Origin of the sequence: Sphingobium limneticum (assembly GCF_008710155.1) — a bacterium.
GTDB classification, from domain to species: domain Bacteria; phylum Pseudomonadota; class Alphaproteobacteria; order Sphingomonadales; family Sphingomonadaceae; genus Sphingobium; species Sphingobium limneticum.
Map to the genome: position 1 here is coordinate 291,988 of NZ_VYPZ01000004.1, position 12,915 is coordinate 304,902.

Consider the following 12,915-nt stretch of genomic DNA (forward strand, 5'->3'; position numbering starts at 1 on the left):
CCTAGGGAATAAACGGGGGCGTGCTTCACCATCATGCGTGTGCCACTTGGCGATAGGATGCGCGGTTTCAGGCGCGAACGGTCGGTATCGCTCCCGGCGATCGACTGGCTGGCGCTGCTCGAAAAGCTGCTGCTGGTGGTGCTGGCGCTGCAACTTGTGCGCCTTGTCTGGGCCGTGGTGGTGCCGGTCGGCAGCTTTGGCCCGTGGGAAGGGCGGCAGGCGCAGACGCTGTCTCCCGCCGCACGCCAGGCGCTCTTCGCCAGCTTCGACCCCTTCTTCCGCAGCGGTGCGCCGCAACAGGCCGGCAGCGGTGTCGTCACCTCGCTGGCGCTGACCCTTTACGGCATACGGCTGAATGAAGGGTCGGGGCTGGGTTCGGCCATCATCGCTTCGCCCGACGGGGTGCAGAACAGCTTCGCCGTGGGCGATGAGGTCATGCCGGGCGTGGTTTTGAAAGCCGTTGCCTTTGACCATGTCACGATCGACCGGGGCGGGGCGGAAGAGCAGATTTTCCTCGACCAGTCGACCCCGGCGCCCGAAGCGGAGCCTGCTCCGTCGAGCGGCGAGGGTTGGCAGAGCGCCGCGCCACCGCCGCCCGCGCCGCCTGGTGCCGGCCCTAGCGTCGACAGCCTGAAGCGCGACATCGGCTTTGCCCCGCGCTTGCAGAATGGCCGTGTGACGGGGCTTGCCGTCCTTTCAAAAGGGCCGGGCTTTGCCGGCGTGGGGTTCAAGCCTGGCGATATCGTCAGCCAGGTCAATGGCCAGCCGATCGGATCGGCCGGCGATCTTCAGACCCTTCAGAACCAGATCGCGCCCGGCGCGCGCCTCTCCCTGACCGTCGAGCGCGGCGCCGCCGTCGCATCGGTCAATATCATAGTGCAAGGCCAATGACCCGCAAACTCCTCCTCTCCGCAGCCACCGCGCTCGCCCTTGCCACGCCCATCGCCGCGCCTTTGATGGCGCAGCAGACGCTGAACGTGCGTGATGCCGATATCCGCGCCTTCATTCAGGATGCGGCGCGGGTAACCGGGCGCACCTTCATCATCGACAATAAGGTGCAGGGGAAGGTGTCGGTCGTGACCGATCGGCCGCTGTCGCGCTCCGAATATTTCGAGATCGTGCTGTCGACCCTGCGCGCCAATGGTCTGGTCGCGGTGCCGGCACCGGGCGGCGCCTATCGCATTCAGCCGGCCGATGGCGCGGCCGGCCAGCCCAGCAGCGTCGGCCGTGCGGCCAATCGCAACAGCTTCGTCACCGAAGTCTTCCGCCTGCGTTCGATCGACGCCGCGAGCGCGCTGGAAACGCTGCGCCCGCTGGTCAGCAAGGAAGGCTCCGTCACCGCCAACCGCGCCGGCAACAGCGTGGTCGTGGCCGACTATGCCGACAATATCGCCCGCATCCGCCAGGTGATCGCCCGTATCGACCGCGACACGGCGGCGACACAGATGGTGATGCTGAAAAATGCCGGCGCGCGCGAAATCGCGACGTCCTTGCAGGCGTTGGTGGCTAGTGGCGGCGGCGAGAATGCCGCGCCTTCGGCCGCGACCGTGGTGCCGATCGACAGCAGCAATGCGGTCGCGATCCGGGGTGATGCCAATACCGTCGCCCGGCTGGTGGCGATGGCGCGCCAGTTGGACCAGCAGGCGGCAAGCGGCACGGAAATCCGCGTCTACTGGCTGGAACATGCCGATGCCGAAAAGCTGTTGCCAGTGTTGCAGCAGCTTGTGGGTCAATCGACCAGCCAGCCGGTGACGGCCTCCACCCCGGCGGCCGGCGGCGCGGCGCCTGCGTCTCAGGCAGCGGCACCGGTGGCGGCAGCGTCCTCCTCTTCGTCGCCCAGCGGCGGCGGGATATCCACGCGTGGCCCGGCGATCGTCACCCGCTATGAAGGCGCCAACGCCATCATCGTGGCGGCCAATAGCGATGTGCAGCGGATGCTGGGCGAAACCATCCGTCAGGTCGATACCCGCCGCGAACAGGTGCTGGTCGAAGCCATCATCGTGGAGATCAGCGATGCGGCGGCCAAGAAGCTGGGCGTGCAATTCCTGATCGGTAGCACGAAGACGGGCTTTGCCGCGACCAATTACAGCAACGCTTCCCCCAATTTGCTGACGCTGGCGGGCGCTTATGGTGCGACGCAGTTGGGCACGACAACGACCACGGTGGTCGCGGCCGACGGTACGCGGACCACGACTGAGGTGCAGAATAGCGGCGACCTCGCCAGCAGCTTGCAGGAGGCCGCACTCAGCAGCCTGCAAAGCGCGACCGGGATCATCGGTGGCCTTGGCACGCAGATCGGCAAGAACGGTATTTTCGGCGCGATCATCAATGCGGTGAAGTCCGACACGGAAAGCAATCTGCTCTCCACGCCATCGGTGATGACGCTGGACAATCAGAAGGCGTCCATCCTGGTCGGCCAGCAGGTGCCCGTCACCACCGGCGAGGCGCTGAGCCAGAATTTTGACAATCAGTTCCGTACCGTCCAGCGCCAGGATGTCGGGATCAAGCTGGAGGTGAAGCCGCAGATCAATACCGGCGGCGCGATCAAGCTGTTCCTGAAACAGGAAGTGTCGAGCGTGGCCGGGCCGGTCAGCAACTCCAGCAGCGACCTTATCATCAACAAGCGTGAGATCGAGACGACCGTCACCGTGGACGATGGCGAGATCCTCGCGCTGGGCGGTTTGCTGGACGATAATGAGCGCAAGACGATCGAGCGCATCCCGTTGCTGTCCGACATTCCGGGGCTGGGCGAACTGTTCAAATCGCGCAGCCGCAGCCGGTCCAAGACCAATTTGATGGTCTTCATCCGCCCGACCATCCTGCGCACCAAGGAAGATGCGCAGCGGTTGACGCAGCAGCGCTATGGCTATGTGCGCGGCATGCAGTTGCAGCGCAATCCCGACATGGAGCCGACCATCGACGAACTGGTGCGCGACTATATGGGCGCGACCCCGCCGGTCGCGGCGCCGCCGGGCGATGCCGTGGTGCAGCCCGATGCGGGCGCGACGCCATCGCAGGTCATCGAACCCAGCGTCCGCCAGTCGAGCGGCGTGGTGCGACCGGTCGAGATACCGGCAAGCGGAGAGAAGAAGTGAGCGATCAGTCGCAAGCTGTTGAATTTCCTTCGGCGCCATCGCGGCCGATCGACATTCCCTATGTCTTCGCGCGCAAACATGGCGTGGTCATGCTGCCGGTGGAGGGCGATCGGCTGACCATCGCCGTGCGCGAGGGCAGCGATCCGCGCATCCTGCTGGAAGTCCGGCGCCATCTGGCGCGCAGCTTCGACGTCATCTTCGTCGCGCCGGGCGAGTTCGACCGGCATCTGTCCAACCATTATGCGATGGAGGGCAGCGCGGCGGCCATGGCCGGATCGCTGGAGGTCGGCGCGGACGAGCTGGATATTCTCGCCGCCGATATTCCAACCGCCGACGATCTGCTCGACAGCGCGGACGATGCGCCGGCGATCCGCCTGATCAACGGCATCATCGCCGAAGCCGCGCGGCAGGGCGTGTCGGACATTCATATCGAACCCTATGAAACCGGCCTGATCGTGCGCATGCGCGTAGATGGCGTGTTGCGCGAAACGCTGCGCATGCCGCCCCATGTCGCGCCGGTGGTGGTCAGCCGCATCAAGGTGATGGCGCGGCTGGACATCGCCGAACGGCGCGTGCCGCAGGACGGGCGCATCGGCCTGACGCTGGGCGGCAAGCTGCTCGACGTGCGTGTATCCACCCTGCCGAGCCGGGCGGGCGAGCGGGTGGTGCTGCGCATATTGGATAAGGAAAATGCCGGCATTACGCTCGACCTGCTGGGCATGACAGGCACACCGGACCGGATTTTCCGCGAAGGGCTGAGCGAACCGAACGGCATCATCCTGGTCACCGGGCCGACCGGGTCGGGAAAGACCACGACGCTGTATGCGGGCCTACGCCAGTTGAACGATGGGTCGCGCAATATCCTGACCGTCGAAGATCCGGTCGAATATGCGATGGAGGGCGTGGGCCAGACGCAGGTCAATGCCAAGGTCGGCCTGACCTTCGCGGCGGGCCTGCGCGCGATCCTGCGCCAGGATCCCGACGTCGTCATGGTCGGCGAAATCCGCGATCGCGAGACGGCGGAGATTGCGGTGCAGGCGTCGCTGACCGGGCATCTCGTCCTGTCCACGGTCCACACCAATGATGCGGTCGGCGCAATCACCCGTATGCGCGACATGCGGGTCGAACCCTTCCTGCTGGCCTCCACGCTGCGCGCGGTCATCGCCCAGCGCCTCGTCCGACGCCTTTGCCAGAGCTGCCGTGAGCCGGTACAGGCGGACAAGTCGGCCAGCGCGCTGCTGGGCTTCGATCCGGGCACCATCATCTATCGGGCCCGCGGCTGCGACGCGTGTAACGGCTCCGGCTATAAGGGCCGGATCGGCGTGTTCGAGGCGATCCGGGTGGACGACACCATCCGCCGCCTGATCAACGACGGCGGCGACGAATCGCTGATCGCGCGTCACGCCTTCCTGAATGCGCCGAACCTGGGGTCCGCCGCGCGGGCGCTGGTGCGCGATGGGCAGACTACGGCGGAGGAGGCGATCCGCGTGTCGCGCCGCGATTCGGTCGAGGCGGAAACCATCGCCGATGGCTGATTTCGATTATAGCGTCATCGACCCGGCCGGGCGGGAACGCAGCGGTAGCATGAAGGCCGCCACGATCGAGGATGCGCGCGCCAAGCTGGATGCGCGCAAGCTGTTCATCGTGCGGATCGAGCCGGGCGCGGTCGAAACGGCGCGCAAGCGGGCGGGCCTGTCGCTGCGCACGCCGCGCCTGTCGGCCAAGGAATTGACGCTTTTCACCCGCCAGCTGTCGACGCTGATCCAGGTCAGTCCGCTCGAAGAATCGCTGCGTACCATCGGCAAGCAGAGCGAGCAGGATCATGTCCGCGCGATCGTGGGCAAGGTGCATGGCGGGGTGCTGGAAGGGCGGCGGCTGGCCGATGCGCTGGGCGCCGAACCCAAAAGCTTCCCGCCGCTCTTTCGCGCGATGATTTCGGCCGGCGAAAGCTCCGGTAGCCTGCCCACCATCATGGAACGGCTTTCCGACCTGATGGAACGGCAGGCGGTGATGCGGTCCAAGGTTTTGACGGCGATCGCCTATCCGTCCGTGCTGGCGACCTTCGCCATATTCGTGGTCGCGGCGCTGATGATCTTTGTCGTGCCCAAGGTGGTGGAGCAATTCGACACGGTGGGGCAGGAATTGCCGCTATTGACCCGCATAGTGATGGGCGTTTCCGCCTTCCTGGCCGCTTATTGGTGGCTGCTGCTGATCCTGATGGTGCTGGGCGGCGTGGGTTTCTGGCGCGCGATGAAGGTGGATCGCTTTCGCTATCGCTTCGACGCCATGCTGCTTGGCCTGCCCTTGCTGGGCCGGCTGATCCGGGATCTGCATGCGGCACGGATGGCGCGCACCCTGTCCACCATGATCGCCAGCCGCCTGCCGCTGATGGAGGGCCTGTCGCTGACCGCCAACACCGTCCACAACCGGGTGCTGCGCAAGGCGTCGGACGAGATTGTGGAAGCCATCCGGGGCGGTGGCAGCCTGTCGGCCGCGCTGCGCCGGGCTGGCGTGTTTCCGCCGCTGCTGGTCTATCTGGCGGCCAGCGGCGAAAGTGCCGGGCGGCTCGACACGATGCTGGAGCGCGCCGCAGACTATCTGGAACGCGAATTCGACAGCTTCACCTCCGCCGCGCTGGCGATGCTGGAGCCGATCATCATCATATTGATGGGCGGCATCGTCGCCGTCATCATCCTGTCCATCCTGCTGCCGATTTTGCAGCTGCAAAGCCTCACCGGGGCTTGAAGGAGTTGAATATGAAGCAATTTTCTATCCGCACCCTGTTCCCCGGCGAAGGCCGGGGTCCAGATGACGCAGAACAGCGTCAAGGCCCTTGGGCCCCGGCCCGCGCCGGGGGGCGCTCATCATCCGATGAGCGCGGATTTACGCCCTTGAGGCGTTCCGCCGAAAACGGCTTTACGCTGGTCGAACTGATGGTCGTGATCGTCATCATCGGCCTGCTGGCGACGATCGTGGCTATCAATGTCATCCCGGCGACCGACACGGCGCGGGTCGAGAAGGCGAAGGCGGACATCGCGACGATCGAGCAGGCGCTGGAGCAATATCGGCTCGACAATCTGACCTATCCGGCCGGGTCGGACGGGTTGCAGGCATTGCTGAACCCGCCGGCGTCGCTGGCGCAGCCGCAGCGCTATCGCCGGGGCGGTTATATCAAGAAGCTGCCCGACGATCCTTGGGGTCGCGCCTATCTCTACACCGTGCCGGGGCGCAAAGGCGCTTTCGACATCAGCTCGCTGGGCGCGGACGGCCAGCCGGGCGGCGAGAGCGAAAATGCGGATATCTATTCCAGCGAGCTTTGAGAAACTGTTCCCCGGCGAAGGCCGGGGTCCAGAGAGGCGTGCGCGGCGCCCGATCCGCTGGGCCCCGGCCTGCGCCGGGGCGCGTTCGCGTGCCGACGAACGCGGCTTCACGCCCTTGAGGCGTTCCGCCGAAAACGGCTTCACGTTGGTCGAGCTGATGGTCGTGCTGACGATCATCGGCTTCATTTCTGCTGCCGTCGTGCTGGCCATTCCCGATCCGCGCGGACGCGTGATCGAGGATGCCGATCGCTTTGCCGCGCGCGTTGCCGCCGCGCGCGACGAAGCGGTCGTGACCGCGCGGCCGATGGGTCTGTGGGTGTCGGCATCCGGCTACGGCTTTCAGCGCCGCGAAGGTGGCCAGTGGACACCGCTGGAGGACAAGCCCTTCGTCACCGCCAACTGGAAGGGCGGCACCCGCGCGCTGGTGGGCAAGGATGGGCGCCAGCAAATCGCCTTCGACGGTACCGGCTTGCCCACCGATCCCCTGACCGTGACGCTGGCCCGCGAAGGCGAGCGCGTATCCGTGACCGTCGATATGGCTGGGAAGGTCATGGTCGGTGGGTAAGGGTCGGGAAACGGAGCGAGGCTTCACGCTGCTGGAAATGCTCGTGGCGCTGGCGGTGTTCAGCCTGGCCGCGCTGGCGCTGGTGCGGTTGCAAGGCGTGACGCTGCGCACCGCCGCCGATCTCGACAGCAAGGCGCTGGGCCAGATCGTGGCGCGCAACCTGATGGTGGAGGTGCAGAGCGATCCCGTGCCGCCGTCCATCGGTGACGAGGATGGCGATGTCGATAATGGCGGTCGTCGCTGGCACTGGAGCCGCACCGTCAAGCCGACCAACGACCAACGGCTGTTGCAGGTCGACCTGGCCGTCGACGGCCAGCCCGGCGCATCGCCGGTTGTGCTGAGTTTCGTGCGGGTGGTCGAATGAAGGGTCATGTCGTCTCAAATGTCCCGTTCGTTTCGAGCGAAGTCGAGAAACGGGTAAGCTGTTCCAGTCACTTCTCGACTGCGCTCGAAGCGAACGGGTGTGGATATGTGGGGCGCGTTTCTCCACCTGCGCAGTCTGCGGAGCAGGGCTTCACGCTGATCGAGCTGCTCGTGGCCCTCATGATCTTCGCGATGCTCGCCAGTGCCGGCGTGTTGCTGCTGGGCAACAGCGTGTCCGCGCAGGCGCAGGTGAAGGCGCGGCTGGACGATATGGCGGCGGTGCAGCGGGCCGGCGGCGCGCTGGCCGGCGATCTGGGGCAGGCGGTGCCGCGCATCACCCGGACGGAGGCCGGCACGCTCGCCCCCGCATTCTGGGCGCATGATGGTGGCGAGGCCGCGCCGGTGATGCAATTCGTGCGGGGTGGGTGGGACAATCTGGGCGATCTGCCCCGGCCGTCGCTCCAGAAAGTCGAATATTGGGTGCGGCAGGGGCGGTTGGAACGGCGCACCTATGCGCAACTGGACGGCGCAGCGGGCGACGAACCGGCGGCCTTGCTCGACAATGTCGAAACGGTCGTGCTGCGCTTTCGCGACGCACAGGGCAAATGGCAGGAGGTCTGGACGCCAAGCCAGCCGGACCTGATGCCCCGCGCCGTCGAGATGATTCTGACGCGCACTGGCGAGCCGCCGATCATGCTGCGCTTCCTGGTCGCGCCCGGCCCGGCGGAAAAGCTGGAGGGGGCGGCCGGTGCCTGATCCCCGCAAGGATAGCGAACAAGGCGCCGCGTTGCTGACGGTCCTGCTGCTGGTGGCGGTGATGGCCGTGGTGGCCGCGACCGCGCTGGAGCGGCTGGCGCTGGCGACCCGCATGACCGGCAATGGCGGCGCGGTGGATCAGGGGCGGGCCTATGCCGATGCCGGCATGGAGATGGCACGACTGCGCATTGCCGACCTGACCGCATCCAATCCGGCGAAGATCACGCTGGCGGGCGGTTGGATGGGCACGCCGCAGTCCATCCCGGTCCCCGGTGGCGTGGCGATCGCGCGGGTGACCGATGGCGGCAATTGCTTCAACCTCAACAGCGTCGTCAGCGGCGAGACGGAGGCAAACCTGAAGGTCCGCCCGATCGGCGTCTTGCAGTTTCAGGGCCTGCTGGAGGCATTGGGCGTGGACGCGCGACAGGCGCAGGTCGCCGCCGCCAGCCTGGCCGACTGGATCGACACGGACAGCGTGCCGCAGCCCGGCGGTGCGGAAGACGAGACTTATGCGGCGATGGAGCGGCCCTATCGCCCCGCCAACCGCATGATGGTGGACGCCAGCGAATTGCGGGCGGTCAGCGGCATCAGCCCGGCCATCTATGATCTGGCAAAACCGTGGATTTGTGCGCTGCCGGTCACGACTCTGTCGCCGATCAACATCAATACGCTGCTGCCGCAGCAGGCGCCCTTGTTCGCCATGTTGCTGCCGGGGCAATTGAGCGTCGCACAGGCGCGGCAACTGCTGGCGCAGCGGCCGGCGGACGGCTACGGCAGCACGGTGCAGTTCTGGGCGATGCCTTCGCTGGCCGGCTTGTCGCCGGACGCGGAAGTGGGCGCGCAGGTGAAATTGACGACTGGATTTTTCGGAGTGGACGTTTCGGTGGATGTCGGGGGAACGCAGGTGGTGGAGCGGGCGCTGATCGACGCGCGGGAAAGCCCCGCGCGGCTGGTGCGGCGCAGCTGGGGCGCAGGGGCATGAGCAGTCGCGATGCGCTGATCGTCTTTCTGCCCGAGGCGGCGGAGGGTGCGCCGCGCTGGATGCGGGTCGTCGATGGTGTGCTGACCCAGTCAGGTGAAGGCGCCAACTGGCTGGCGGCCTGCGGTCTTGCCGCGCTGCCGGATCAGGCGCGCGTGCTGCTGGTGCCGCCCGCTGCGCTGGTGACGCTGCATTGGACGGCCCTTCCCGACCTGCCGGCGCGGCAGGGGCGGGCGGCCGCGCGACTGGCGGCGCTGGCGGGCGGGCTGCTGCCGGCCGACCAGTTGTTTGCCGTTGCCGACGCGAATGAAGATCCGGCCCGGCCGCATATCATCGCCGTGGCGAGCCGCGCCGACATGCAGCATTGGCTGCTCTGGGCGCAGCATCACGGGCTGGACCCGGACATCATCGTGCCGGCCGCGTTCCTGCTGCCCGAACCGGAGCAGGGCTTCACGCGCGGCTTGATCGGTGGTGAAACGGTATTGCGCGGTATCGACATGGCGTTGACCGGCGATATGGCGATGCCTGAACTGATCGCGGAAGCGCCCATCGTCGATGGGACGCCGGGGCTGATCGAAGGACGGGCGATCGCGGCGCTCGATACGCCGCCGCTCGACTTGCGGCAGGGGGACTTTGCCAAGCGGGTACGGCGCGCGATGGATGGCCAGACGTTGGGCCGCATCATGCTGTGGAGCGCACTGATCCTGCTCCTCAGCCTGTTGATCGCGCTGATCGGTGTCGCCAAACAGCATATGGAAGCCAATCAACTGGACGATGACAGCCTGGCGCAGGCGCAGCAGGTGCTGCCGGGCGCGACCGACGCGACGCAGGCCTTGGCCGAGATGGAGGGCAAGCTGGCGGCGCGGGGGGCTGGCGGACGGGCCTTCACTGCGCCGGTCGCCGCTTTGCTGAGCGCGATGCAGGATGCGCCGGGCGTGGCGTTGACCACCCTGTCGCGCGATCCCGACGGCATGGTGCGCGCCACGCTGGCGGCGGCCAAGGCGGACGACATCAATGTCGTGCTGCTGGCGTTGCAGGCGGCGGGCTTCACGATCACGGCGACGCCCTCGCAGGAGCCGGGCGGACGGACGCTGGCAGATATCACGGTGCGCTCATGATGGAACGGATAGCGACATATTGGTCGGAACGATCGACCCGCGAACAATGGATGCTGGGCGTGATGTTCGCGCTGCTGGCTATCGTGCTGCTCTGGTTCGGGGTGGCGATGCCGCTCGATCGGGCGCAGCGATCCGCGCGCGAGACTTTGCTGGCGGCGACCGACCGTAATGCGGCGGTGCGAGTGGCGGTGAAGCAGTTGAAGACGCTTCCCCGCGAAGCCGCCGCTACCGGTCCTGCCACGCCGATCGACCAGTTTGTCGGCCAGAGCGCGGGTGAGGCTGGGCTGACGCTGGAACGAGCGCAAGCGCAGGGTAGCGACCGGATGGACATCGCCATCGCCTCGGTCCGGCCGGTCGCGCTCTTCTCCTGGCTGGCGACGCTGGAGGCGCAGGGCGTGCGGGTCGACACGATGAGCGCGCGCCCATCCGCCACGGCGGGCAGCATATCGGTGCAGGCCGTGCTGGTGCGGGGGGCAGGGCAATGATGGGCCTTATCCTGTCGCGGCGGATGCGCATCGTCCTGATCCTGGCGCTGCTCTTTGGCCTGTTGCTGTTTCTGCCGATGCGCGTGGCGCTGGGCGTGGCGGGGTTGGAGCGTCTGGGCGTCGCCGCTCGCGAGGTGCGCGGCAGCGTGTGGAGCGGGCGGATCGACCAGCTGATGCTGGGCAACATGCCGCTGGGCAGCGTACGCGCCGGCCTGTCCCCGGTGTCGCTGCTGATGGGGCGTGCCCGTTTCGATATTGCCCGGACAAAGGGGCTGGCGGACGATATCCGTGGTGCGCTGACGGTCGGTTTCGGTCGGATCGGTGTAGATGATGTGACTGGCGCTGTGCCGCTGGGTCGCACCTTCGCGCCGCTGCCGGTGGGCAGTCTGATGCTGGAGGATGTCAGCGCTTATTATAGCGGCGATCGCTGCGGCCATGCCGAAGGGCGGGTGCGGGCACGGATGGCCGGGCAAATGCCGGGCCTGAACCTCAGTCAAGGGCTTTCGGGCGTCGTCACCTGCGATGGTGACGCGCTGCTGCTGCCATTGGTCAGCCAGTCGGGCATGGAAAAGATCAGTCTGCGGATCTGGCGGTCTGGTCGCTATACGGCGGAAATGCGGGTGGAAACCGCCGATCCTGCTCTGTCCGCGACGCTGGGGCAGGCCGGATTCGCGTCGATCGGTGGTGGGCAGGTGCTGAAGGTCGAAGGCACATTGTGATTCAGTCGGTCGCGGCGCTGATCGGTGCGCTGTCCGGTGCGATCGCCGGCAGTTTTCTGAGCACGATCATATTGCGCTGGCCCCAGGGGTGCAGCGTCCTGCGTGGTCGTTCGGCCTGTGACGGCTGTGGCCGGACGTTGGGTGCCCGCGATCTGGTGCCATTGCTGAGCGCGATTGTCCAACGCGGCCGGTGTCGCACCTGTGGCGCGCGGATCGACCCGCTGCACGGCCGGGTAGAGGCCGCATGCGCAATCATCGGCGCGCTGGCGATAGGCGGCTTGCCCGACCTGGGCGGTGTAGCCTGGGCCTTGCTTGGCTGGCTGCTGCTGACGCTGGCGATATTGGATTGGCGTCATTTCTGGCTGCCCGATGCGCTGACCCTGCCACTCGCCTTTCTGGGCCTGACCGTAGGAATTTGGGCGACGGATGTCAGCTTGCCCGACCGGATCATCGGCGCGGCGATCGGTTATAGCGCGTTGCTGGCCATCGCGCTCAGCTATCGGGTTGTGCGCGGGCGCGACGGGTTGGGGCTGGGCGATGCGAAATTGCTGGGCGCTCTCGGCGCCTGGTTCGGCTGGCAGGCCTTGCCCTTCATCCTGCTGATCGCGTCCATATTGGGGCTTGCGGTCATGCTGATCACCGGCCGCGCGAAACAGCGCACGGCCCGCGTGCCGCTTGGCAGCTTTCTGGCGCTGGCGGTCCTGCCCGCATGGATCATCGTCCTGCGCCTGTTTTGACCATGCACGTATAGGCCATGACCTGTGGGGCGCTACTGCCCCACAGGATTGGATAGGTTTTGGCCGTTACAGCTTTTCGGTAAGTTCAGGCACGATCTTGAACAGATCGCCGACCAGTCCGATGTCGGCGACCTGGAAGATCGGCGCATCCTCATCCTTGTTGATGGCGATGATGGTCTTGCTGTCCTTCATGCCAGCCAGATGCTGGATCGCGCCGGAAATGCCGACTGCGATATAGACTTCGGGCGCCACGATCTTGCCGGTCTGCCCGACCTGATAGTCGTTGGGCACATAGCCCGCATCGACCGCCGCACGGCTCGCACCCACCGCAGCGCCCAGCTTGTCGGCCAGCGGGAAGATGGTCGCCTCGAACGTCTCGCCATCCTTCAGCGCCCGGCCGCCCGACACGATGATCTTGGCGCTGGTCAGTTCGGGACGTTCCAGCTTGACGATCTCGGCGCCGACGAAGGACGACAGCCCCTTGTCGCCGGTCGAGGCCACGGCTTCCACCACGCCCGAACCGCCCTCGCTCGCCGCCTTCTCGAAAGCGGTGCCGCGAACGGTAATGACCTTCTTGGCATCCTTCGACTTCACGGTCGCGATGGCATTGCCGGCATAGATGGGACGCGTGAACGTGTCTTCACTCTCCATCGACAGGATGTCGCTGATCTGCATCACGTCCAGCAGAGCGGCGACGCGCGGGGCGATATTCTTGCCATTGCTGGTGGCCGGCGCGACGAAGGCGTCATGATGCCCCATCAGTTCGACGATCAGCGGC

The 12,915-nt window shown here is 66.5% G+C and carries 14 protein-coding genes; 13 read left to right on the top strand and 1 reads right to left on the bottom strand.

Annotated features, from left to right (window positions below):
- Positions 1-33 precede the first annotated feature (33 nt).
- From F4U94_RS07660 to F4U94_RS07720, 13 genes are all read left to right on the top strand, one after another.
- On the top strand, positions 34-891 hold the full coding sequence (locus tag F4U94_RS07660; protein ID WP_120250189.1) for a type II secretion system protein N: 858 nt from the start codon (positions 34-36) through the stop codon (positions 889-891).
- Positions 888-3,095 (top strand): type II secretion system secretin GspD, encoded by a 2,208-nt coding sequence (gene gspD, locus F4U94_RS07665; protein ID WP_120250188.1) that lies wholly within the window; start codon positions 888-890, stop codon positions 3,093-3,095. Before F4U94_RS07660 ends, gspD begins: the two co-directional genes overlap by 4 nt.
- Positions 3,092-4,630, top strand: coding sequence for a type II secretion system ATPase GspE (gspE, locus tag F4U94_RS07670; protein ID WP_172598765.1), 1,539 nt, complete (start codon positions 3,092-3,094; stop codon positions 4,628-4,630). Before gspD ends, gspE begins: the two co-directional genes overlap by 4 nt.
- Positions 4,623-5,840, top strand: a complete 1,218-nt coding sequence (gene gspF / locus F4U94_RS07675) for a type II secretion system inner membrane protein GspF (protein ID WP_120250187.1) — start codon at positions 4,623-4,625, stop codon at positions 5,838-5,840. The genes gspE and gspF overlap by 8 nt, the downstream gene beginning before the upstream one ends.
- A gap of 146 nt (positions 5,841-5,986) precedes the next feature.
- Complete coding sequence (gene gspG, locus F4U94_RS07680; protein ID WP_120250186.1) at positions 5,987-6,415, top strand: type II secretion system major pseudopilin GspG; 429 nt, start codon at positions 5,987-5,989, stop codon at positions 6,413-6,415.
- A gap of 115 nt (positions 6,416-6,530) precedes the next feature.
- Positions 6,531-6,980 carry a GspH/FimT family pseudopilin gene (locus F4U94_RS07685; RefSeq protein ID WP_269462534.1) on the top strand — a complete coding sequence of 150 codons (450 nt, stop codon included), beginning with the start codon at positions 6,531-6,533 and terminating at the stop codon, positions 6,978-6,980.
- Positions 6,973-7,344, top strand: a complete 372-nt coding sequence (gspI, locus tag F4U94_RS07690; RefSeq protein WP_269462533.1) for a type II secretion system minor pseudopilin GspI — start codon at positions 6,973-6,975, stop codon at positions 7,342-7,344. The genes F4U94_RS07685 and gspI overlap by 8 nt, the downstream gene beginning before the upstream one ends.
- 107 nt (positions 7,345-7,451) lie before the next feature.
- Positions 7,452-8,099, top strand: coding sequence for a type II secretion system minor pseudopilin GspJ (gene gspJ / locus F4U94_RS07695; protein WP_232015958.1), 648 nt, complete (start codon positions 7,452-7,454; stop codon positions 8,097-8,099).
- Positions 8,092-9,081 carry a type II secretion system minor pseudopilin GspK gene (gene gspK / locus F4U94_RS07700; RefSeq protein ID WP_120250183.1) on the top strand — a complete coding sequence of 330 codons (990 nt, stop codon included), beginning with the start codon at positions 8,092-8,094 and terminating at the stop codon, positions 9,079-9,081. The genes gspJ and gspK overlap by 8 nt, the downstream gene beginning before the upstream one ends.
- Positions 9,078-10,196, top strand: a complete 1,119-nt coding sequence (gene gspL, locus F4U94_RS07705) for a type II secretion system protein GspL (RefSeq protein ID WP_120250182.1) — start codon at positions 9,078-9,080, stop codon at positions 10,194-10,196. The genes gspK and gspL overlap by 4 nt, the downstream gene beginning before the upstream one ends.
- Positions 10,193-10,681: a type II secretion system protein M gene (gene gspM / locus F4U94_RS07710; protein ID WP_120250181.1), complete on the top strand. Its 489-nt coding sequence runs from the start codon at positions 10,193-10,195 to the stop codon at positions 10,679-10,681. Before gspL ends, gspM begins: the two co-directional genes overlap by 4 nt.
- Entirely contained in the window at positions 10,678-11,400 is a 723-nt protein-coding gene (gene gspN, locus F4U94_RS07715; RefSeq protein WP_120250180.1) for a type II secretion system protein N, read from the top strand. Before gspM ends, gspN begins: the two co-directional genes overlap by 4 nt.
- Positions 11,397-12,137 (top strand): prepilin peptidase, encoded by a 741-nt coding sequence (locus F4U94_RS07720; RefSeq protein WP_120250179.1) that lies wholly within the window; start codon positions 11,397-11,399, stop codon positions 12,135-12,137. The genes gspN and F4U94_RS07720 overlap by 4 nt, the downstream gene beginning before the upstream one ends.
- A gap of 66 nt (positions 12,138-12,203) precedes the next feature.
- Here F4U94_RS07720 and F4U94_RS07725 read toward each other — a convergent pair.
- Positions 12,204-12,915, bottom strand: a 712-nt coding sequence (locus F4U94_RS07725) for an electron transfer flavoprotein subunit alpha/FixB family protein (protein ID WP_150411884.1), incomplete at its 5' end; no start/stop codon positions are given.

Bases quoted from the DNA above. Each gene is read 5' to 3' on its own strand.
- F4U94_RS07660 (WP_120250189.1), top strand. From the start codon at position 34: ATGCGTGTGCCACTTGGCGATAGGATGCGCGGTTTCAGGCGCGAACGG.
- gspD (WP_120250188.1), top strand. From the start codon at position 888: ATGACCCGCAAACTCCTCCTCTCCGCAGCCACCGCGCTCGCCCTTGCC.
- gspF (WP_120250187.1), top strand. From the start codon at position 4,623: ATGGCTGATTTCGATTATAGCGTCATCGACCCGGCCGGGCGGGAACGC.
- gspL (WP_120250182.1), top strand. From the start codon at position 9,078: ATGAGCAGTCGCGATGCGCTGATCGTCTTTCTGCCCGAGGCGGCGGAG.
- gspM (WP_120250181.1), top strand. From the start codon at position 10,193: ATGATGGAACGGATAGCGACATATTGGTCGGAACGATCGACCCGCGAA.
- gspN (WP_120250180.1), top strand. From the start codon at position 10,678: ATGATGGGCCTTATCCTGTCGCGGCGGATGCGCATCGTCCTGATCCTG.